The sequence below is a fragment of the Pandoraea anhela genome (assembly GCF_902459655.1).
Lineage (GTDB): Bacteria > Pseudomonadota > Gammaproteobacteria > Burkholderiales > Burkholderiaceae > Pandoraea > Pandoraea anhela.
Genome location: NZ_CABPSB010000001.1, coordinates 440,097 through 460,011, shown reverse-complemented (window position 1 = coordinate 460,011; position 19,915 = coordinate 440,097). Strand labels below are relative to the sequence as shown.

Genomic DNA, 19,915 nt, shown 5'->3' with positions numbered 1-19,915 from the left:
CTATTATCGCTTTTGCCGCTCGCGCAGTACGCCCGACCCCATCATGTAAGGCTGGTCAGACTGCGCAGCGCCTCGCCCAGAGCCGTACGTGCCTTGTGGAAGGCGCGTGCAACTTCGAGATGTAGTTGTCCGATGTGGCTTTGCTGAAAGTCCGGCACGGACGAGGCTTCCGGCGTGTCGTGATGCGACGGGGGCGGCGCCTGATGCTGCATTTGCGGCGCAACGCCGAGGCGATACGGATCTTCCTCGGCATAGGGCGGCGGCGTGTCTTCCGGCGCAGCGGTGGGCGAGGCTGTGCCAGGATGTTGCGCGTTGCCTCCGGTATAGGGCGGCGGCACGTCCGCCGGTTCAGGCGTCGGCGCTACGTCGCAAACCGCTTCGAAATGCCCGCCGTGATCGATGACCAGGACGGTTTTTGCGTTGGCAAATCCGGAGTCGATACGGTCCCGGATCAGATGCCCGCCGACCATCGACAGTACCTCGACGTTGAGCTTGGGCTTCACGGACGGATCGCTGTTGATAAGGTGGACAAATTGCTTTGCCGCTGCACCGCCCGCGCTCAGCGGCTCGTCGGGTTTCGCGTCCGTGCCTGGCGTCGATACGAGGATGTCGCGGAAGTGATCGGCGAGCATTGCATGCTGCGAACGATCAAGCCCTTCGACATGTTCCAGCACAGAGAGCATGAAGCAGTTGTTGATGCCGTTCGGTGTGCGTCCGTCGTTGGGCACGATGCGCATACCGTGTTCCGCAATGGCCTCTCGCAATGGGCCGGTATGCGAACGCGTCGCCATCACTTCTTCGAGAAACTTGAGTTTGCCTTCGTTTCCCATGGCCAGATAAGGCGCTTTGAGTTCATCGGGCAAAGCCTCGAAATCGAACTCGGCTTCCATACGCGCGGTGATCGTCAACTCCGACGGCAGGCTCGACAACATGGCCTCGATACGGCTCTCGCGCATCGCGAACGCCAGTTGTGCCGCTTCCTCCTGCGCATTGTGCGGAGTAGGAATGTCTTCATGTCCTTCCATGGCGCTCTCGCGCATCGCGAGCGCCAGCTGCGCCGCTTCCTCGTGCGCATTGCGCGGTTCGGGAATGGCTTCGTGCCCTTCGATGGCGCTCTCGCGCATTGCAAGCGCCAGTTGCTCCGCTTCCTCCTGCGCATCGCGTGGCACGGGAATGATGCCGAGCCCTTGACGTGGCATGAACGAAGGCTGCGCACCCCCCTGGGCAAACCCGTGCGCCGGCATGGCGAAGCGCGCCGAGGGTCGAGACGACAACTGTGGCGGTTGCGACAAGGGTCTGCGTCGTGGGGTGGCGTGCGCGATATCGCCAGATGCCGAGAGCGTCGCCGATCGCGCGCTCAGTCCGCTCAATGGGTTGGGGCGTGACGGAGGCGTCGGCTGCGATGGCGGTGCGCCCACGCCGGGCGATGGCGACGGATGCCTGCTCGCGCCCGTAATGACGGACGTTAACGTGGGCGGCAGGGCGCGCGGCAATCTTGGCGGCATGGCGATCTCACTGAGCGTCGGGACATGCGGAAAGCGCACGGCTCATTGCCGCGCGCCGGCCGACATCAGGTGATATTCGGCCCCGCGGTATCCGAAGCGTAACCGCGCGGCAGTGATGACGCGCATGTGGACTTCGCCATTGCACACAACGTTTCGGTCAGGCCGGTGCAAAACTCCCGGTGTTGCGTTGCGCGGGTTCGACGCGCTGCCCCTGCCGCTCCAGCGTGTATCCACCGCCGTAGACCGTGCGTAACGTGAGCCCGTGGTCGCCCCGCAATCCGAGCCGGTTGCGCAGCTTGTAGACATGCTGCTCGATGCTGCGTCCCACAACGCCCTCGTCGTTTGCCCAGATGGCTCCCGCGATCTCCTGGCGGCTGATGCGCACTTCCGGCTGACTGAAGAAGAGCCACGCCACCGCGAATTCGCGAGCGGTGAGCACCACCTCCACGCCTTGCACGGTCACGGTATCGCGCCCCCGGTCGACGACATAGGCGCCAATTTCCAGAATGTCGCTGCTACGCGCTGCGGTAGCGCTGGCACGGCGCTGCATGGCCAGACTGAGACGAACATGCAACTCGTTGACGTCCAGCGGGTACATAACGACATCATCGCATCCAGAGCGAAATGCGAAATCCAGCATCCACGCGGGCGTTGCCATACTGATGACCGGCACGCCCTCGCTGCGACCACCTCGGCGTCGGGCGAGCACGCGTTGCATGTCGCCCGGCCCCAACGAAGCATCGACGAGAATCGCGCAGTAGCTCGCAGACAAAGCGGCAGCGGCATATTGCTCGGCGTCGGTGAAGTGGTGGCACGCGCCGTCGACTTCAAAGCTGTTGCGAACGGCTTCATAAAGCGCAAAGTCTCGCGTCAAGATTGCAAACTTCATCGGATTTTCCAATTGCCAACCATTTTAAATGCCTGATGTCTCTGGTCAGGTCGTAGTCCTTTGATTGAAAAACACTTGAAGACGAACGTTGAAAAGTGAAGATTTCGCATCAGATTGTTGAGAATTTCCGGACGTCGGGGGATTTACTTTTTGAGTCACCCCCCAACTCAACAGAAGGCGAAAGCCATGAACGTTCGGATCTACTTCGCTTTGATCTCCAGCGCGCGTATGCGCGAGACGCTGCCGCGCAGCGCGGAAGCCCTTCTCTCGGGCGATTGGCCTCGGGCCTATGCCGCCGTGTGCGGCGTGGCGGATCACGAGGAGAAGCAACTTCAGGACATGAGCGGCGCGAATCTCTGCGCGCTCGCCGATATCCAGGCGCTGCGCGAACTCGACGAGGAAGCCGAACAGAGCTACGCGCGCGCCCAGCGCAGCTGCCGCGCCGGCGGTGATGCGCTGCGTCTGATGTCCGCGCGCAATGCCGGCTGGCAGGCGCTGCTGCGTGATCGCTTCGCGGTGGCGCGCAATTGCTTCGTGAGCATCGTGCGCGATCGCGCGACAGATGCCGAACAGGAGATTGAAGCGCGTGTTGGCCTTGCCATCGTTGAGCATCGGCTGGGCCGCCCGCATGCCGCGATGCAGGTCCTTCTCAGAGCCGACCGATCGGTCGGTGATTTAAATCCGATTTGGCGATCGATTATTTCGTTACTTATCTCCGACATAACGCTTCATACCCGAATTCGCCGCTCTTCCGCATTATCCGATCACGTATTCTGGCAATCCGCGTGGTTAAGTGCGGAACCGTTGTCGGCGTCAATGCAGGATAATGATTCCGTTAACGGGAATGAATTGTCGCCCATCAATTCCGTTTCTGTCGAGGTGGATGGCGTACTTGCACGTAGGTATCGTTCCTACATGCGCCATCTTCGCGAGTTGGCCGACGGCGCACGCAGTCAGGTCGAAGCGCTCAACGAACTGCTCCAGACGATGCGCGGCTGCGGCAGTCCGCAGATGGTGATGCACATGAAGCTCAATGTCGTGCTGGCGGCCTTCGCCGGTGGTCAGGGAGACCTGGCGTTGCGGCTGTACGACACCAACTGCGCGCGCAGCATCCAGACCGCCGCGCGCCACTCGGACCTCGAATGGCTTTATGTCAACGCCAAGCTTGCGTTTCAGCGCGGGCAGGTGCATCAGAGTATGTCGCTCTACACGACCTACACGTTGCAGGCGCTGCATTGCCTGCGCACGCAAATCGTGCCGGCGCGCAGTCTCGATCCGCAGGCCGATGCGGCGCAACTCGCCCGTGGCGACGACATCGCCGCGCGCCTGCCGGCGAAGTATCGCAAGGCCTACCGCTACATCGTCGAGCACATCGCGCACAGCGAACTGACGACGCGTGAAGTGGCTGCGCAGGTCAACGTCACCGAACGTGCGCTGCAAATGGTGTTCAAGCGCTCGTTGGGCATGTCGCCCGGCGCGTTGATCCGAAAGCTTCGCCTCGAGGGGATTCGCAGCGATCTGATGGACGACGCGAGCGTGACCGGCTCTGTGCTGGGGACCGCCAACCGTTGGGGCGTGACCAGCCGCTCGGCGCTGGTCAAGAGCTACCGCAAGCAGTTCGACGAATCGCCGTCGGAGACGATCAATGCATAAGTGCGCACGCCGGCTGTTCGAATGCTGCGCGGCAAGTGTGTTGATGGCGGTGTCCGTGAGCGCGGCCGCAGCGATCATTCCGTGGCGAACCACGATGATCGACTATGCGGCCGAGCACAAGGACATACGGGACGCCATTCGGGACATCGGCGCCAGCAGCGGTGTGGCCGTCTGGGTCTCGCCGAAGGTGCAGGGCAGTGTGACGGGGCGTTTTCACGCCAGCCCCCAGCAATTGCTGGAGCGGCTGTCCAGCACCTTCGGGTTCATCTGGTACTTCGACGGCTCCGTGCTGCGACTGTATTCTCCGGACGAAATCGTTAGCACCACGATCGGCACGGGGGCGGCGCAACCCGGCGAGTTGCGCCGTACGCTCGACCGGCTCGGGATCGCCGATCCCCGCTTTCCGGTACGGTACGACGACGATGCGCATGCGGCGCTGGTCTCCGGTCCGCCGAACTTCGTCGAACTGGTCGCGAACGCAGCGAAACTCGTCGACCAGAGTCATTCGCAGTCGCAGGATCGACAGGTGGTGAGGGTCTTCCCGTTGCGATATGCATGGGCGGCGGATCACGTCATCAATCTGGACGGCGAGTCGATTTCGGTGCTGGGCGTGGCCTCGATTCTGCGCAGTCTCTACGATGCGCAGACGCCGGTGGCCCGTACTGCGCAAGGCAATCGCTCGGACGCCAAGCGCATGACCAATGCGGCGGCGGGCGCCAATGGCCCGAGTGCACCGCGTCGCGACACGCCCGCTTCGGGACCGGGCGGATGGACGACCGGTCTGCCAGGGTTGCTCGGCACACCGGGCGCTGCCGCGCCGACGACGCCGTTGCCGCCGGGCATGCCCGGTTCGCTGCCCGCCGGCAACTATGGTGGCAATGCGGCGAACGCGGCGAACTACCCCTCGCCGACTGCCGGGGCGCCGGCGAACACGCAGAGCGACGTCACCGGATTCGACAGTCCGATCGTGCGCCCCGACCCGCGCACCAACGCGGTACTCGTGAGGGCGCGGCCCGACGCCATGCCGGCGTTCGAGGCGTTGATTGCGTCGTTGGATACGCGTCCGGCCGTCATCGAGATCGATGCGAGCATCATCCAGATCTCCGACTCGGCGCTGGAGTCGCTCGGCATCGACTGGCGGTTTCATAACAGTCATTTCGACTTCGAGACGGGCAGCGGCCTGAATCAGCAGGCGGGTTTCCCCGACTCCATCAACCCGCAGGGCTTCGGCAACCCGAACGTCTCCGGGCAGACCAGCGTGCTGGCAACGCCGGTGGGGGGCGTTTTCACGGCGGTGCTCGGCAACACGGGGCGTTATCTGCTCTCGCGTATCAACGCGCTCGCGCAAACCGATCAGGCCACCATCAACGCCAGTCCGAAGGTCGCCACGCTCGATAACGTGGAAGCGTTGATGGACAGCAAGAAGACGTTCTATGTGCCGGTGCCGGGCTATCAGTCGTCGGATCTGTACAGCATTTCCGCCGGGGTCACGCTGCGGGTACTGCCAACGGTCGTGAAAGAGGGTGATGCGTCGCACATTCGCCTGAGCGTGCATATCGAAGACGGCAAGGTGACGAGCGATCAGGTCGGCACGTTGCCTGTCGTGACGAACAGCACGATCGACACGCAAGCGCTGATCAACGAGGGACAGAGTCTGCTGATCGCCGGTTATGCGGTCGATGCCAGCGAGAAGCAAGGTTCGGGCGTGCCGTTCCTCTCGAAGATTCCCTGGATCGGCGGCCTGTTCAAGTACAGCAACGATTCCTCGAAGAAGATGCAGCGTCTTTTCCTCCTGACGCCGCGCATCATCACGCCGCAAGGCTCGCTTGAGGAGGCCGCGCGTACGGCTGAAGCCGATAAGCTGCGTGCGGCGTCGTTGCAGCGTGCGGTGCAGAGCGGTCTCGAGGACGGTCGTCGAGGTCTCGATGCTGCCGCGTCCGCGGCCGGCGCCGCAGCGGCTCGCGTGCCGCCGGTGGTCGTCGCGCCACGCGATCCGGCCTCGGATGCGGTGACGCCGGTCGGGTTGCCGACCGATGCTCCTACCAGTTTGCCCGCCAGTTCGGTGGGTACGGTGCCGCTACCGGTTCGTTGAACCGGTCGGGTAACGACGCGTCGGTCCGTGACCTGCTGGCCACGGACCGACGTGTTAATGCCGGTCTCTCAACATCAGGCGACATCGATCAGCCGTCGTTGTTCTCCGCCTTGAGTTGAGCGGCCCACTTCTTGCCGCTACTCAGCATCTGCTGACCGAGTTGAATCATCATCTGATCGAGTGCCTGCGACACTTCGCTATTGCCGCCCCCCGATTTGCCACCCAAGGGCGGAATATCCATGCCGGAGTCGTTGGGCTTGCCGCCATGCGCGCCGCTCGGGCCATGGTGACTGCCCGACGGGCCATGCGGTTCCGGCGGTGCGGAGTGATGCGTTGACGAAGGGTGATTTCCCGAAATTCTCACGGTGACTCCTTACAGGGGACGTGGAGGAGGTTGCAGCGTAGCCTTCTGCCGGGCAATCGATGCGCCGGAGGCGAAGCAGCGCGGCGCATAGCGAAGGGGGCTCTCATCGCAAATGCCCGCTGGTCAGTATTCCTATCAAGTAGGTTCCGTGAAACCTCGCCGGCTTTCTTCACCTTTCGTCGGGGCGTCGCAAAGTTCGCATTCCCGCCGTGAACACAAAAATGCGCTTCCGATAATCGCATCAGGCCGCCAGGTGCGCAGTGGGTGTATTGCGGGTCCGGCGAGATCGGTGTGACGTCACGATACGGTGAAAAACGATGAACATGCGTGTAGGAACAAGTTCTCCGGCGCTGGCCGGACTGGAGTCGGCGCTCGAAGGAGCGCAGGACGCCGTCAAGGACCTCGAGACCGAAATCTCCGGGATGCTGGGCGGTGCTGCGGGGCGGATAGGTCTGCCGCAGTCGCGTCTGGTCAATGCTGGCCCGGGAGGCGCGGAAAACCTTCAGCCGAAGCCGGGGCAACTCGAACACTTCGGTATTGGTCTGGTCGTGCCCAATGGCGCGAAAGGCGCCGCCACGCCGGCTGCGCGCACGAAAGTGACCGAATCCAAAGAGGCTGAGGGCGGTACCGGGGCGTCGGGGGCGTCGGATGCCGACGGCGACGACGACACCGTGAAGGACGAAAACGGCAAGCCGATTCCGATGTTCACGGCCGATGGCTTCTACAACCCTGCTTACGCGCAGGCCAAGATCGCGTCGATTAAGGCGCCGCCCAGCGACGGGCATGGCGACGCCGGCGATGACGACGATGACAAATCGTTCGGCAAGGCGGCACGTACGCTCGATGCGTGGATGAGCACCAGCCCCAACATGCAGGGCAAGGGCGTGAGCGTGTCCGATCTGAAAGACATTGCGAACGGCACCGGTGTCGGCGCAGGCGCCCCGGACGACGTGAAGCAGGCCGCCAAAGCGATGCTGGCCGACGGCGGCGAGCGTTTCACGAAAGAGATCGCGGGCAAGGGCGGCGTCGCGCACCAGAACAACTTCGCGGACTATGTGGTCGCCGATCACGACACACCGCTCTCCGACGAAGAGATTCAGACGCTTGCTGTGCTGGCGCGCCATGAGGACGCCGTCAAGGGCAGCACGGGCGACATGATCAACAAGATCAACGACCCGAACACGCCGCCCGATCTGAAAGCGGCGCTGCAACAGTTCGCCTCGGACCCGATCCTTCAGCAAAAACTCGATGCCGGCAAGACCGGTAAGCGCGACGGCCATTACGCAGGACAGGACGTGCAGGCGCTCATCTCGCAGCACCCTGAAGTGCAGGCGTACATGCAGCAGCAAGCCGAGACGTTCACGCACAACTACATTCCGTCGGACGACACGAGCGGCAATGCCCAGCCGCGCGACATGACCGCGGACGATGCGCAGCACGAACTGTTCAAGTACTCCGACTATCTGCCGAAGAACATCTCGCAGCAGACGTTGCAGGACATCGTCAACGGCACCGGCGGCGAAGGCAAGATGCCGCCGCAGGTGATCGCCGCCGCCAAGTACTACCTCGACCATCCGGGGCAATGGCAGGCCATCGCCGGCACGGGCGGCTCGATCAAGCGCGGCGATCTGCTGAACAACATTTCGCATGGCGTGCATCTGACGGCAGACGAAACGCAAACGATCCAGACGATCCAGAACAATAGCAGCGCGTTTTTCGGCAAGGGCGACTTGACGCGCGACAAGCTCAAGTCGATCGCCAACGATTCGAGCCAGAGCGACGCGGTGCGCAAGGCCGCGCAGAAGATGCTGGACGATCCGGCCCTCTTCGGCATGCTCGACAACGCCACGCACGGCAACAACGGCTCGGCCCGCCACGCTGCCGACGATGGGCATATCTCGAAAAGCGACGTGAGCAACTTCGTCAAGAATTCGAAGACGTGGGGGCAGACGCCGCCGCCCACTCCGCCTGCGCATAAGCCGACCACCGAAGCCGACAAGGCTGCCGTGGCTGCGATGCAGGCCGGCGCTATGGATCAGCCGGCCATCAAGAAGGAGAAGGGCGGCGCGCTTCAGAACATCGGCCAGAAGATTCTGCATGCGTTCTCGAAGATCCTTGAGGTCTTCTCCACGGTCTTGAGTTTCCTCGGCAAGATTCCGGGCATCGGCCCGCTGTTCTCGGCGGCGTCGATGGCGGCCGAAGCCGTTTCCGGTCAGTTGAACGTGGCGGCCGTGGCGGCAGGTGGCGGCAGCAAGGCCGACATTCTCAAGGCGGAACGCGATGCGGCCATCGGTCTGGGCTCGGCGGCGGTCGGTCTCATTGCGCCGGGGATGGGCAAGGCCGTGATGAAGGGCATCGTCAAGGGCGTGGAAACGGGGGTGACGGCAGCGGCCGAGGCGGGGGCGAAGGCGGCGAGTACGGCAGTCAACGCCGGCACGCGCGCAGCCGAAGCCGGGGCCGGCGCCGCCGTCGAGGCGGGCACGCGGGGGGCGGAATCTACCGCCGGCCGCGCCTTCACCTTTGCGGGGCACACGGTCGATCGCAGTGCCGTGACCGACGCCTTGAAGGACGGCGTGAAAGACACCGTCAAGGACAACGTTAAGGAACAGGTCGAGAACCAGGTCTACGCCGCAATTACCGGCCAGAACCAGAACAGCTGACCGGTGTGGGGGGGCGGGCGCGGAGCCCGCCCCCCCATCGGCGGCATCCCCCTTTTGGGGTATTGCCCGGCGCTCTGCCGGGCAATACGCCCCAAGTGGGGGCTTTGTAATGTGACGTAATATGACAGGCCGGTGAGATTTGGAATTTCTCCGGTTAGCTCAGGCAGACTGCGATGGTCCGCCTCGAAAGAGGAGTCCGAATCAACCCTTCGGACTCGCGTATTTGGAACCGATACCCGTCGTCCCAAGACTTCACCCGAGGTCGGCACGCTGCGATCAAAGCGCGGCGTCCCGTGCTGACTGCCGAATAAGCGCCGCAAGAGAGCGCGAACGACCCGGCAGACCCAGCAAATTTTTTCGCCGGGGCAGTTTGACTTGGGGGGTGATTGTGGTCATCGTGTTACTGACACAGAGCAAGACGCTGCGCGCTGTCGTCGCAGCGCTCGAACAGGGTTCGTGCGATTGTCGAGTTGTCGATTTCGACGATCGTATCGAGCTGATTCGTTATCTTTCTTTGCGTGCGAATGCCGATCTGGTCGTCATCGACGCCGATACCGACGCGCAAGCCATCCCTTTCCTGGCCACATGGCGCGCTTGCCATGCCCGCCACGACTTACCGATTCTCGTCACCGGACAATACCTCAGCGCGACGGTGATGCGCGACGCCCTTGCGAGCGGCGTGGACGATATCGTCGCCGGCGCACTGTCGCTCGACGAGTTGCAGGCACGTGCGCAGCGTTGCGTGGCGCGCCGGCGCATGCACGAGCTGGAATCGACGGTCATCGAATACGGTGGCTACCGCTTCGACAAGGCAAAGTGCAGTTGCACGCGTGAAGGATGCCTTATCCACCTCACCACGTACGAGTTCGCCATGGCGTGGCTGTTCTTCTCGCATCCCGGCGCGGTCCTGAGCCGACCGAGAATCTCCGAGAAGATCTGGGGCGAGGAGGCGAGCGCGCGCGAGCCGAGTGCGCTCACGCGTCATATCAATCAGTTGCGTCGCAAGCTGGGGCTCTCGGGCGGTGGACCGGTGGCGTTGCGCGCGGTTTACGCGTCCGGCTACCGGCTCGACGGGCCGCGCGACGTCAGGCACTGATACCGACGCCAGCGCGCCGGTCCGGGCAATGGACGCCAATGTCGGTGCGCATGCGGGGTACGGGCGCGCGGTCACGCCCGAATCCACTGATACTCACCACTCGCGATCTGGTCGAACATGTCGTCCGATGACTGAAGGATGTTGTCCTGCCAGTATCGGCCATGTTCGACGTAGTGATCGAGCAGTTCGCAGAGATAGCCGCCGTTCACGTCATGTCCGAGCGGCACGCGCACGACCAGAATGATGCCGCCGGTGCTGGGATTCACGCCGAGCTGCGCCTGATCCTGCGCATACACCGTGAGGTTTGCCTCCAGCATGAGGCGATAGATGCGCAACGTCCGGCCGCCGCTCACGATGCCGTATTCGAAGTCGAGATAGATCGCATCGGGATCCTGCTCGAAGAAGTCCACCGCTACCTCGAACTCGTTGACGTTCAGGCGACCGGCCTGAACGATGCCGTTCACGTCCGGAATCTCCAGCAGCGTGCAGAGTTCTGCGAGCAGTTCGTTGCGGCGTTCCAGGCTCATCGGATCGGCGAAGGCGTCGTCCGCCCGCAGGATTCAGGCGTAAATGACGACATTGGAGTGGGTGGCGAAAGCCGTTGCCGGCAAAGTCGGGCATTACAACGAAAGCGCGGACGCCCGAGGCGTCCGCACAGCACTGCGATGGGGCGTTGGCGCGCAACTTGTGGCCGCGCAGCCGGATATCGCCCCGATTAGCCCTGCGTCAGGCTCTTCATGTTCTTGGGGCCCGCTTCACGCAGCTGAGCGTACGTGGTGGCCAGGTTGATCTGGTTTTCGGCTTCGGCAGCGGCGTTGATCTGGGCGATCGTGCCTGCCGTATCCATGCCGACGTTACCGGCGGCCGATGCGGCGTTGCCTGCTGCTGCGCCAATGTTCATGCCAGTGCTGAATTTGCTCATGGTAAAACTCCTCTTTCGACTCGAACCGAACAATAGTGAGATTGCCGGCTTACCCGCCGGTAGGGTGCTACTCCGTTGACCGATGACGCGCAAGCCACGCGTCACCCTCGAAAACCTTACATGCCGCGCAACTTGTTACAGATGGTCGCGGCAGCGATCAGTCCGTCGGCCACCATATGGCCTTCGTTGCGCTGAAGCGGCTCTGCGCAGCGCACCGATGCCTGCGTGACCGTCTGCGCCACTTCGCGCAGCGTCGCGACACTGTTCTCGATGCGCGCGTCGAGCGGGTTCGCCGCCACGATATCGTTGATATTGTCCAGGGCTGCGCCGACTTCCGGCGTAATCGCTTCAAACATATTCGTACTCCTAAATCGTGAGGACTGCTTTTCCGGTTTTCGCCGCCAGCTATCCGCGCCGAAAAACCAGCTTGTCTTGCCAACGCCGCACGGACTTGCGCCGCTACTGTGCGTTGAGCGAAAAACGCTTTGTCCCGTCGGTCTGTTCGACGTACTGCACGCCGGCCGAGTCGAGCATCGCGCTCACGTTCCGCAGCGGAACTTCGCTCGCGCTCAGCGACGTTTCGATGCCGGCGATCGCACCTGCATAATCTCTCTGCACCTGCGCCAGCCGCGCCGTCGTGCGATTCATATCGACCACAGCGCCTGTCACGCGGAACTGTCCATTGCCGACATACGCCACACTCACGCCGCTCTCACCCAACAGTGCGCGGATATCTTCCGCGACCTGCGCGGCCACGATGACCCGCATATCGACACCTTCCGCATCGAGCTTCGAGAGCCGATGACTCAGCGACGATGCCTGTTCCGCCGTCGGGACTACACCCTTGACCACCAGTCGCCGCCCCTGACGCTGCACGCTCAGATCGTGTAGCGACAGCGCGTCGACAGCCTGTTTCACTGCATCGAGCGAGGCGTCGGCCGACACCGGCCTCACGCTGGCCTCGGGGGCGGCGAGGGCTCTCCCATCGCGTACGCCGAACCACGTCAGACCACCTGCACTCAATACCACCACCGCCATGGCCAGCGACACATTGCGCCACCCGCGACGTCCGTCATTTTGCCGCGGCGACGGTTCGCTGATCGGAGCATCGCCGCCGCTCGCCGCCGTGCCATGCACGCTGGCGAAGTGCTGCTGAAGCAATACGGCGTCTGCGGGCCACACGTCGTTATCGGCACCGAGGCAGAAAACGATGTCGCCGAACTGCACCGGCACTTTCTCTTGTAGCGGGATCGTCTGCGGCGAGCCGTTCGCGGCCGTCAGCGTCAACCACATCGATCCGTCGCCCGGCAACGTTAGCGTACCGTCCGGGCCGGGCCAGTCGCTGATCTGCACGTCTGCCTGCTCGCTGCAACCGATTGCCGTCCTGCTTGCAAACAAATTTATCTGAGCCCCTGCGTGTATTCCGGTAAGAATCCGAATTCTTTGGGTCATTTGCGAAGTCCTTCGGAAGCGGGAAGACGCTCACGCGTCGAGGCCTGGAAACGCGCCTGACGAATGCCGCGTTGCGATGCACGCACCGGCGCGGCAAGGCCGAGCATCATGAGGGGAAGCAGCAACAGAAAGGAATCCTGATGATCGGGTCCCGACGCTTTGTTGCCCGACGGCACCTGGCGGATCGCTTCGACCAGCGTATGCCTGACCGCGCGCAATGTGGCGTAGCGCCGCGAGGCGGGGCCCTCTGCGACAGGCATGGCGAGCGCCCGGGAGATGATGCGGGTCGCCTCCATCAACGCCTCGCCCGGCGTCGACGTGTGGCGAGCGGCGCGATACCGGTTGCCGAGCGCGAGGAGTTCTTTCGCGGCGAAAGCGCTGATGTCCTCTTGCGACGCTGGCTGCACGAACGTGTCGACGCTCGCCGCGTGCGTCATGCGGGCAAGTTCGCTCGGGCTGAGTTTGAGCGTGCGGGCGAAGGTCGGCGCGCCACGTGCCGTCTGTGCAGAGGGTCCGGCCTGTGCCGCAGATTTCGTCGCCGCCTGCGACGACGCGGACAATTGTTCCGTGGCCTGACGCATCGTTCGCAACGAGGCTTCGCGACGATTGTCGCGCTCGCGATCCTTCTGGTCGCGTTCGTTGCCGCTGTCGCGTGCGCTGACCTGCACGATGAGACGCTCCAGCGCCTGCTCCTGCGCTTCGAGGGCCTCCCATCGCAGCGCTTCGACCTCATCGGACGAGTCCGCCTCCTTCGGCGATTCCGGATCCGTGTCGGCTGCCGCCGCCCGCCGCTGCATCTTGCGGCGATGCGTGGACGGATGGTGCTGGGCGAGTTGATGCAGTTCTTCGAGCAGTTCGTGCGCGTCCGGCGTATGGGCAGGATCGTGCGCGCCGCGTCCGCGCCGCCTCGACGTATTGTTCGTCGAGGTGGCGTGATGGTGATGATGGTGGTGGTGCGCGCCGGATGTCGCGGGCGATGACGTGCCGGACGCCGACGTATCGTCAGGCGTTGTGACGGAAATCGGCGGCAGGCCGGGCAGGTTCGAGATCACCTTCATGCGAACACCACATTCAGAATGGATTTGGCGAAGGCCACGACCGTCGAGGCCCCCCACGATGCCGTCGCCAGAATTACCACGGTAACGACGATCAGCTTGGCGACCTGCGAGATACTCGCGTCCTGCAGCGACGTCACGGCCTGAATGAACGAGATGAACAGCCCGGCGAAGGCCGCAGTGAGCACCGGGGGCAGGGAGACGAGCAGGCAGATGGTCAGTGCGCCCGTCGTCAGCTGGACAATGTTCTCGTAATCCATCGCATCACTTGTAGGTGGAGATCAGGCCATGCAACAACACGGACCAGCCGTCGAGCACGACGAAGAGCAATAGCTTGAAGGGGATCGATACGTTCGTGGGCGTGACCTGTGACAAGCCGAGCGCGATGAGCACGTTCGCGATGATCAGGTCGACGACGATGAACATCAGGTAGAGCAGAAAACCGATCTTGAAAGACGCCGTGAGTTCGCTCGTCATGAACGCCGGGCCGAGTACGATCAGGTCGTCCTGACCGAGCTTGTCGGCGAGCGCGGCGGGCCAGATTTCGTGGGCGGAGCGCAGGAAGAACGCCTTGTCGCGCTCGCTCGCGTGCTTCGACAGGAACTGGCGCATCGGCTCGCGTGCCGCGTCGAACACCTGCACGGCGTTCGTGCCGCCGTCCGCCGCAAGATCGTTCGTGCCCTTGAACGCCGTCATGCCGATAGGCGCCATGATGAAGCACGACAGAATCAGTGCGATGCCGTTGGTGACGGTCGAGGGGGGCACCTGCTGCGCGCCGAGCGCGTTGCGTAGCAGACCGAGCACGATCACGATCTTCGTGTAGGACGTCACCACCATCGCCACGAACGGCAGCAGCCCCAGCGCCAGGAGCGTGACAAGCAGCGAGGCGAAATTGAGACTGGTATTCATGCCTCACAGTCCATCTGTGTAATCTGCACGCCGAGATGCTCGCCGATGGCGATGAGTTCGCCGTAGCCCACGGTCTGTCCGTGCACGCTCAGGCGCACTTGCGCATTGGCGGCGGCGTTCGGCAGTTCCAGCAAGTAGCCCGGTTGCATGCGGGCGATATCGGCGAGCGGCAGGTCGAGCGTGCCGATTTCGAGATGCAGCGGCACGACCAGGCCGGCGAGCGCATGGCCCGAAGCGACGGTGCTCTCAGGGCGATCTTCCGCCGCGGCCGCGGCAGTCGGCATCGCTTCTGACTCGATGTCGCGATCGCTATCGTCCGAATAGGGCAGGGGATCCCGCTGGGCGGCTGACGCTTCGTGCATGTCGAATTCCCCGGACATGTCGTCGGCGGCATTCCAGTCCGGCAGGTCGGCGTTGAAATCGGTGGTCATGGCAAAGGGGGACGTTAAGGTGAGGGAAGCGCCGAGGCGCGTCGCGTACGCGACCCAGCCGCTGCCTTCCGAGGGATTCGAATCGGGCAGCCACACGGCGACGGGCGCAGGACTCAGCGTGTCGACCGGCAGCGGGTCGTGCCAGCCGAACAGCACGTCGCCGGCACGCAGCGAGGCGAGCAGGGAAAGCGCGACTTTCTGGCGTGACAGGCACAGCCGGCAGGGCACACGTAGTGCATCGATGGCGTGTGAAAGGTCGGCGCGCACCGGCGCTTGAGCGAGTTCGACGCCGCAGAGCGCATCGGTGAAGCTATCGTCGACCGACTCGATTGCGCCCGTCACTTCGCCGTCTCGCGTGGCGAAGGGCAACGCACCGTCCGTCAACGGCGAGTCGTCCCACTCGCAATCGCGCACGGCAAGCCCGGCAATGCCGGATCGGCGAAGCGCGGCAAGGTGGACGTCGAGATAGAGATTGAAGAGCAGGCGGGCGCGCAGCGGGTCGGGATCGCGCACGATGGCGGCCAACGCCGGTGCGCGCGAGAGGTCAAGGCGTAGCCGCGCCTGGCCTACCGAACTGGCGAGCACGATGCGGGCAAGCGCGCCCGTCGTGAGCGACGCCGCGCCGTAGCGCACCTGCAAGCCGTAGGTCGCGTCGCGCAACAGCCAGCGCGCCACACGGGCGAGCGCGGGGCGATAGCGCCGCAGCGGCAGCGGCAGCGGTGCGGGCGTGAGGCGATCGTGCAGAGACGGCGTCGGGTTCATGATGCGAATCGGTGGCTGCCGGCGAGTGTTTCGCCGTTAAGGCTGACCGTCACGGCGCGGCCGGTGCGACGGAAAACACGCTGTGCCAGCGCCGTCGCCTGATCCGAGAGTAGTGCGACCGACTGGCGGTGCGATGTCTCGAAGCGAAGCGATAGGGCACCGCCCGAAAGTTGAAGTTGCAGGCGCGTATCCGGCAGGACCGAAGGATCCAGCGTCACTACGATTTCGCGTGGCGCGGCGGCAGAGCTTTGCGCAATCGTGTGCGCGGATGTCGTGCGATGCGACGCCAGCGCCTGCGCGACCGTGTCGACGATGGCATGCAGCGCCGGTGCGGCGACACGTTGCACTGCGCGCCCGGCCTGCCCCCCCGCAGCCGTCTCGTCGACGCGCTCCGGTACGGGCCGGTCGTCGAAGCGCTGCCGATGGTCCGACATCGGAAACAGGCCCTGCGGCGCGTCGATGAGCGCACGCGTTGTCTCCTCGTCATGGGCGTCAGCGTCCTGAGACGCCGACAACGCCGATGCCCCCGATGGCGCCGATGCCCCGGACGCGCCGCTGCGACGTGTCGGCGTGCGGTGGTGATGGGGCCGAGGGTGCACAGTGCCGGGCGGGGCGTCGGCAGAAGCCATCATGCGCTCGCGTGCGTCGCTCGGTATCCACGACAGTGTCTCGTCGGCAGGATGGCCGGACGACGCGCCGTCATGTTCGCCGGCGCGCTTTTCGTCGTTCAACGTCTCGTCGGTCTTCTCGCCGACCGCGCCGTAGACCGACTCGCCCGCATTCTCCTGCTCCCGGGCTGCGTCGTCGGGCGTCTGTGCGTCGCGTCGTCCAAGTCCGCGACGCGCCAGCGACTGCCGGAACCGCTCGGCGGTGTCGACATCGGCGGCGGGCAGTTCGGACGCGTTGCGCTCGTCCTGAGCGGGGGCATGGAGGATCGCGCCCTGAAGTCGTATCCGTTGGTTCATGAGGGGTCGTCTCCCGAGCGTTCCGGTGTTCCGGCGGTCTCGTGCGTCGTTCAGATCGACAACTGGCCGATCATGCGTAAGTCGACTTCGCCGTTGAGTTCCTGAAACGAGTACACGTTCATCCAGTGGAAGCGCTTTTCGATCAGGCGGCGGAAATAGCGACGGATGTCGGCCGCAGTCACCACGGCCAGATTCTCGGGCGGCGTATCGGTCGCCAGTTCGGCGAGGCGTCGCACGATCGCCTCGATGAGATGGGGTTCGAGCGTGAGGAAGTTGCCGGCCGGCGTGGGCTTGATGGCCTGCCGGATGGTCTGCTCCAGCGCCTGATCGAGCACGATAGCGGGCAGGCGGCCTTGCCCCTGCGCGGCGCGGTGCGCGATCATCCGGCCCAGATCGCTGCGCACGTACTCCGTGAGCATGATCAGATCTTTTTCCTTCGGCCCCCATGCCACCAGACTTTCCATGATGGCGCGAATGTCGCGGATGGGCACCTGCTCTTCGAGCAGGCGGCGCAGCACTTCTGCGATACGCTGCACCGGTGCGGCCTTTTGTACTTCCGTCACCAGATTGGGATAGTCGGGCGTGGCGCGCTCCATGATCCATTGCGTTTCCTGAACGCCGATGAACAGGCGCGCTTCGCGCCGCAGCATCGTCACCACGCACTTGCTGATCTGCACCTCGCGCGAGTCGGCGGAGGTGGCGACGCAGACGTCGCGCGCGACAGGCACATCGTGAATGAGCACTTCGAACTCGTCTTCCGCGAAGCTTTCATCGGCCCAGAACACGATGCCGGGGAAGGGCAGGCCGAGTTCGTCGGTGACGGCGCGACGGCCTTTCTCGAAGGCTTCGTTCAGCACGGTACTGTCGATCTGCGTGGCGAGCGATACGGAGAGCTTGACGGCGAGCGGTGCGGCGAACGACGGCGCATGTCGCAGCATGTTGCCCGCGAGTTTTTTCGCGCCTTCGCGTTGCAACGAGGTGAGCGCTTCACCGTCGCTGCGGGCATTGCGTTGCAGGTGAGCGCGCACCGCACGCCCGCCGATGAAGATGGCGGAGGCGAGCACGAGGAAGATCGTCGACGGAAAGCCCGGCACAAGCGCGAAGCCGCACAGCAGGATCGACGCTGTCCACAGGGCGCGCGGGCTCGTCGAGAGTTGCGCGGCGATTTCCATACCCAGCGAGCGCGGCTTTTCGTGATCGTTGGCCACACGCGTGATCATCACGCCGGCGGCCACGGAAATGAGCAGCGACGGGATCTGCGAGACCATCGCATCGCCGATGGACAGCACGGCAAAGCGCGACGCCGCCTCGCCGGCGGTCATGCCGTGGTACGTCACACCGATCACGATGCCGGCCACAATGTTGACCATGGTGATGACGAGCCCCGCAATGGCGTCGCCCTTGACGAACTTCATCGCACCGTCCATGCCGCCGTGCAACTGACTCTCGACGGCGAGCAACGCGCGGAGTTTGCGCGCCTCTTCGCCGGTGAGGTTCCCGGCGCGCACGTCGGCGTCGATACTCATCTGCTTGCCCGGCATGGCGTCGAGCGTGAATCGCGCACCGACTTCGGCCACACGCTCCGAGCCTTTGGCGATCACGATGAACTGCACCGTCGTGATGATCAGGAACACGACCAGGCCAACCACGAGGTTGCCGCCGACGACCAGTTCGCCGAAGCTCTCGATGATGTGTCCCGCATCGGCGTGAAGCAGAATCGACTTGGTCGAGGCAATGTTCAGCGACAGTCGCAGCAGTGTCGTGAACAGCAGCAGCGATGGGAACGAGGACAGCGAGGTCGCGCTGGGGACATACATGGTCGCCGTGAGAAGCACCACGCTGAGCGTAATGTTCACCGACAGCAGCATGTCGATGAGCAGCGTGGGCAACGGCAGGATCATGAGGGCGACCACTGCCACGATGAGGGCGGCGATGGCGACTTCGCCGGAATAGCGATGGACGTTGGCTTTCATGGCGGCTTGAACCTCAGGCGGGCAGACCGGAACCACCGGACTGTGGCAACTGGCTGACCCAGATCAGCACTTCGGCAACGGCGTCGAACAGCGGGTCGGGCACGGCGTCTCCGAGCGGAACTTCGTAGAGCGCGCGCGCCAGGGGCGGCGCAGGCACGATCGGCACCCCGATGGCTTCGGCATGGGCGCGCATGCGCAGCGCTTCGTCGTCGAGTCCTTTGGCGATCACGCGCGGCAGCCCGTGCTCCTCGGGCGCATAGCGAATCGCCACGGCGTAATGCGTCGGATTTACGACGAGCGCGTTCGCTTGCGAGAGCGGAGCCTTCGGCGGTTCCTCGAGCAATTCCTTGGCAAAGGCCTTGCGCTTGTGCTTGATCTCCGGATCGCCTTCGGATTCCTTGCTCTCGCGCTTGATTTCGTCTTTGGTCATGCGGTGATCGCGAATGAACAGCCAGCGCTGGATGCCGTAGTCGGCCACACCGAGCAGCAGTGTGATGAAGCCGCCCACAGCCATGAAGCGACACAGCAGCGTCCAGGCGATGCTTGCAGCGGCGAACGTCGATTGGTACACCAGACCCGCCGCAGCCGGCATCAGCAGCCACGTCACCTTGTAGAGCACGGCCACGAGCACCACGGCTTTGATCGTCATCTTGATCAGGTCGATGAACGAGCGCAGCGAGAACATGCGCTTGAGGCCGGCGCCGGGGTTGATGGCGTCGAACTTCGGCGTGAGCGGCTTGAAAGTGACGTTCACGCCGATCTGGGCGACCAAACCGATGATCGGCACCAGAAAGGCGAGGGCGAGCATGGGCAGCAGGACCCATGCGGCCTGAATGCCGATGACGCGCATGGCGTCGAAAATGTCGTAGCCCTGTGAACTGAGGTGGCCGACGTCGAACGCGATCAGGAACATTTGACGCAAGTGATCGCCCTGGAAACCGGGGGCGAAGTCGAGCACGGCGGCGCCCGCGAGAAAGAGCAGGGCCGCGGGAAGGTCGGTGCTCTTGGGCGACTCCCCGTCCTTTTTGGCCTGCTCTAGCTTTTTCTCTGTGGGCTCTTCGGTCTTTTCGTCGGACATGAGCGCGATGTTGGTCGATGCGCTGCGGTCGTCGTAAACGCAATGCGAAGTCGCGATGCGCATCGCGAAACGTCCGCTGAGGCAAATGTGAAGGCGCATGCGAGCGGCC

Annotated in this window: 18 protein-coding genes; 4 read left to right on the top strand and 14 right to left on the bottom strand. The window is 63.9% G+C overall.

All coding sequences use genetic code 11. The features are described from left to right. Positions 1-41 precede the first annotated feature (41 nt). Together PAN31108_RS01895 and PAN31108_RS01890 are read right to left on the bottom strand one after the other, a co-directional pair. On the bottom strand, positions 42-1,199 hold the full coding sequence (locus PAN31108_RS01895; protein ID WP_150667200.1) for a hypothetical protein: 1,158 nt from the start codon (positions 1,197-1,199) through the stop codon (positions 42-44). A 463-nt stretch (positions 1,200-1,662) separates the two neighbouring features. Then, complete coding sequence (locus PAN31108_RS01890; protein ID WP_150667199.1) at positions 1,663-2,394, bottom strand: winged helix-turn-helix transcriptional regulator; 732 nt, start codon at positions 2,392-2,394, stop codon at positions 1,663-1,665. Between the two features lie 228 nt (positions 2,395-2,622). Between PAN31108_RS01890 and PAN31108_RS01885 the strand changes: the two genes are divergently transcribed. Then, a complete protein-coding gene (locus PAN31108_RS01885; protein WP_174994800.1) occupies positions 2,623-4,047 on the top strand; it encodes a helix-turn-helix transcriptional regulator in 1,425 nt (474 codons plus the stop codon). Next, the gene (gene sctC / locus PAN31108_RS01880) at positions 4,040-6,139 is read left to right on the top strand and encodes a type III secretion system outer membrane ring subunit SctC (RefSeq protein WP_150667197.1); all 2,100 of its coding nucleotides are present in this window, start codon (positions 4,040-4,042) and stop codon (positions 6,137-6,139) included. The genes PAN31108_RS01885 and sctC overlap by 8 nt, the downstream gene beginning before the upstream one ends. An 88-nt stretch (positions 6,140-6,227) precedes the next feature. Here the strand turns inward: sctC and PAN31108_RS01875 are convergent, their stop codons facing one another. Continuing rightward, positions 6,228-6,503 carry a hypothetical protein gene (locus PAN31108_RS01875; RefSeq protein WP_150667196.1) on the bottom strand — a complete coding sequence of 92 codons (276 nt, stop codon included), beginning with the start codon at positions 6,501-6,503 and terminating at the stop codon, positions 6,228-6,230. Between the two features lie 323 nt (positions 6,504-6,826). Between PAN31108_RS01875 and PAN31108_RS01870 the strand changes: the two genes are divergently transcribed. Further along, the gene (locus PAN31108_RS01870; RefSeq protein WP_174994799.1) at positions 6,827-9,163 is read left to right on the top strand and encodes an HrpF/NolX family T3SS translocon protein; all 2,337 of its coding nucleotides are present in this window, start codon (positions 6,827-6,829) and stop codon (positions 9,161-9,163) included. A gap of 397 nt (positions 9,164-9,560) precedes the next feature. Next, positions 9,561-10,259: a response regulator transcription factor gene (locus PAN31108_RS01865; protein ID WP_150667194.1), complete on the top strand. Its 699-nt coding sequence runs from the start codon at positions 9,561-9,563 to the stop codon at positions 10,257-10,259. Positions 10,260-10,330: 71 nt separating this feature from the next. On the opposite strand, the gene PAN31108_RS01860 is transcribed toward PAN31108_RS01865, so the two are convergent. The 11 genes from PAN31108_RS01860 to sctU form a co-directional block, all read right to left on the bottom strand. Beyond that, positions 10,331-10,786 carry a CesT family type III secretion system chaperone gene (locus PAN31108_RS01860; protein ID WP_150667193.1) on the bottom strand — a complete coding sequence of 152 codons (456 nt, stop codon included), beginning with the start codon at positions 10,784-10,786 and terminating at the stop codon, positions 10,331-10,333. A gap of 188 nt (positions 10,787-10,974) precedes the next feature. Next, complete coding sequence (locus tag PAN31108_RS01855) at positions 10,975-11,181, bottom strand: hypothetical protein (RefSeq protein WP_246183723.1); 207 nt, start codon at positions 11,179-11,181, stop codon at positions 10,975-10,977. Between the two features lie 116 nt (positions 11,182-11,297). Continuing rightward, positions 11,298-11,537 (bottom strand): hypothetical protein, encoded by a 240-nt coding sequence (locus PAN31108_RS01850; RefSeq protein WP_150667192.1) that lies wholly within the window; start codon positions 11,535-11,537, stop codon positions 11,298-11,300. Between the two features lie 103 nt (positions 11,538-11,640). Next, entirely contained in the window at positions 11,641-12,534 is an 894-nt protein-coding gene (locus tag PAN31108_RS01845) for a hypothetical protein (RefSeq protein ID WP_150667191.1), read from the bottom strand. Positions 12,535-12,629: 95 nt separating this feature from the next. After that, positions 12,630-13,691, bottom strand: coding sequence for a hypothetical protein (locus PAN31108_RS01840; protein ID WP_150667190.1), 1,062 nt, complete (start codon positions 13,689-13,691; stop codon positions 12,630-12,632). Continuing rightward, on the bottom strand, positions 13,688-13,948 hold the full coding sequence (gene sctS / locus PAN31108_RS01835) for a type III secretion system export apparatus subunit SctS (RefSeq protein WP_150667189.1): 261 nt from the start codon (positions 13,946-13,948) through the stop codon (positions 13,688-13,690). The genes PAN31108_RS01840 and sctS overlap by 4 nt, the downstream gene beginning before the upstream one ends. Positions 13,949-13,952: 4 nt before the next feature. Next, positions 13,953-14,597 (bottom strand): type III secretion system export apparatus subunit SctR, encoded by a 645-nt coding sequence (sctR, locus tag PAN31108_RS01830; RefSeq protein ID WP_150667188.1) that lies wholly within the window; start codon positions 14,595-14,597, stop codon positions 13,953-13,955. Further along, the gene (gene sctQ / locus PAN31108_RS01825; RefSeq protein ID WP_150667187.1) at positions 14,594-15,790 is read right to left on the bottom strand and encodes a type III secretion system cytoplasmic ring protein SctQ; all 1,197 of its coding nucleotides are present in this window, start codon (positions 15,788-15,790) and stop codon (positions 14,594-14,596) included. Before sctQ ends, sctR begins: the two co-directional genes overlap by 4 nt. Continuing rightward, positions 15,787-16,755 (bottom strand): type III secretion HpaP family protein, encoded by a 969-nt coding sequence (locus PAN31108_RS01820; RefSeq protein ID WP_150667186.1) that lies wholly within the window; start codon positions 16,753-16,755, stop codon positions 15,787-15,789. Before PAN31108_RS01820 ends, sctQ begins: the two co-directional genes overlap by 4 nt. Positions 16,756-16,805: 50 nt before the next feature. After that, the gene (locus PAN31108_RS01815) at positions 16,806-18,728 is read right to left on the bottom strand and encodes an FHIPEP family type III secretion protein (protein WP_150667185.1); all 1,923 of its coding nucleotides are present in this window, start codon (positions 18,726-18,728) and stop codon (positions 16,806-16,808) included. A gap of 13 nt (positions 18,729-18,741) precedes the next feature. Beyond that, positions 18,742-19,869: a type III secretion system export apparatus subunit SctU gene (gene sctU / locus PAN31108_RS01810; RefSeq protein WP_246183722.1), complete on the bottom strand. Its 1,128-nt coding sequence runs from the start codon at positions 19,867-19,869 to the stop codon at positions 18,742-18,744. Positions 19,870-19,915: the final 46 nt, after the last annotated feature.

Excerpts from the sequence above, each read along its gene's own strand:
- sctU (WP_246183722.1), bottom strand. The coding sequence starts at position 19,869 with ATGCGCATCGCGACTTCGCATTGCGTTTACGACGACCGCAGCGCATCG.
- PAN31108_RS01870 (WP_174994799.1), top strand. The coding sequence starts at position 6,827 with ATGCGTGTAGGAACAAGTTCTCCGGCGCTGGCCGGACTGGAGTCGGCG.
- sctR (WP_150667188.1), bottom strand. The coding sequence starts at position 14,597 with ATGAATACCAGTCTCAATTTCGCCTCGCTGCTTGTCACGCTCCTGGCG.
- PAN31108_RS01820 (WP_150667186.1), bottom strand. The coding sequence starts at position 16,755 with ATGAACCAACGGATACGACTTCAGGGCGCGATCCTCCATGCCCCCGCT.
- PAN31108_RS01840 (WP_150667190.1), bottom strand. The coding sequence starts at position 13,691 with ATGAAGGTGATCTCGAACCTGCCCGGCCTGCCGCCGATTTCCGTCACA.
- PAN31108_RS01850 (WP_150667192.1), bottom strand. The coding sequence starts at position 11,537 with ATGTTTGAAGCGATTACGCCGGAAGTCGGCGCAGCCCTGGACAATATC.
- PAN31108_RS01855 (WP_246183723.1), bottom strand. The coding sequence starts at position 11,181 with ATGAGCAAATTCAGCACTGGCATGAACATTGGCGCAGCAGCAGGCAAC.
- PAN31108_RS01885 (WP_174994800.1), top strand. The coding sequence starts at position 2,623 with ATGCGCGAGACGCTGCCGCGCAGCGCGGAAGCCCTTCTCTCGGGCGAT.
- sctS (WP_150667189.1), bottom strand. The coding sequence starts at position 13,948 with ATGGATTACGAGAACATTGTCCAGCTGACGACGGGCGCACTGACCATC.
- sctC (WP_150667197.1), top strand. The coding sequence starts at position 4,040 with ATGCATAAGTGCGCACGCCGGCTGTTCGAATGCTGCGCGGCAAGTGTG.
- PAN31108_RS01860 (WP_150667193.1), bottom strand. The coding sequence starts at position 10,786 with ATGAGCCTGGAACGCCGCAACGAACTGCTCGCAGAACTCTGCACGCTG.
- PAN31108_RS01895 (WP_150667200.1), bottom strand. The coding sequence starts at position 1,199 with ATGCCACGTCAAGGGCTCGGCATCATTCCCGTGCCACGCGATGCGCAG.
- PAN31108_RS01815 (WP_150667185.1), bottom strand. The coding sequence starts at position 18,728 with ATGAAAGCCAACGTCCATCGCTATTCCGGCGAAGTCGCCATCGCCGCC.
- sctQ (WP_150667187.1), bottom strand. The coding sequence starts at position 15,790 with ATGAACCCGACGCCGTCTCTGCACGATCGCCTCACGCCCGCACCGCTG.
- PAN31108_RS01890 (WP_150667199.1), bottom strand. The coding sequence starts at position 2,394 with ATGAAGTTTGCAATCTTGACGCGAGACTTTGCGCTTTATGAAGCCGTT.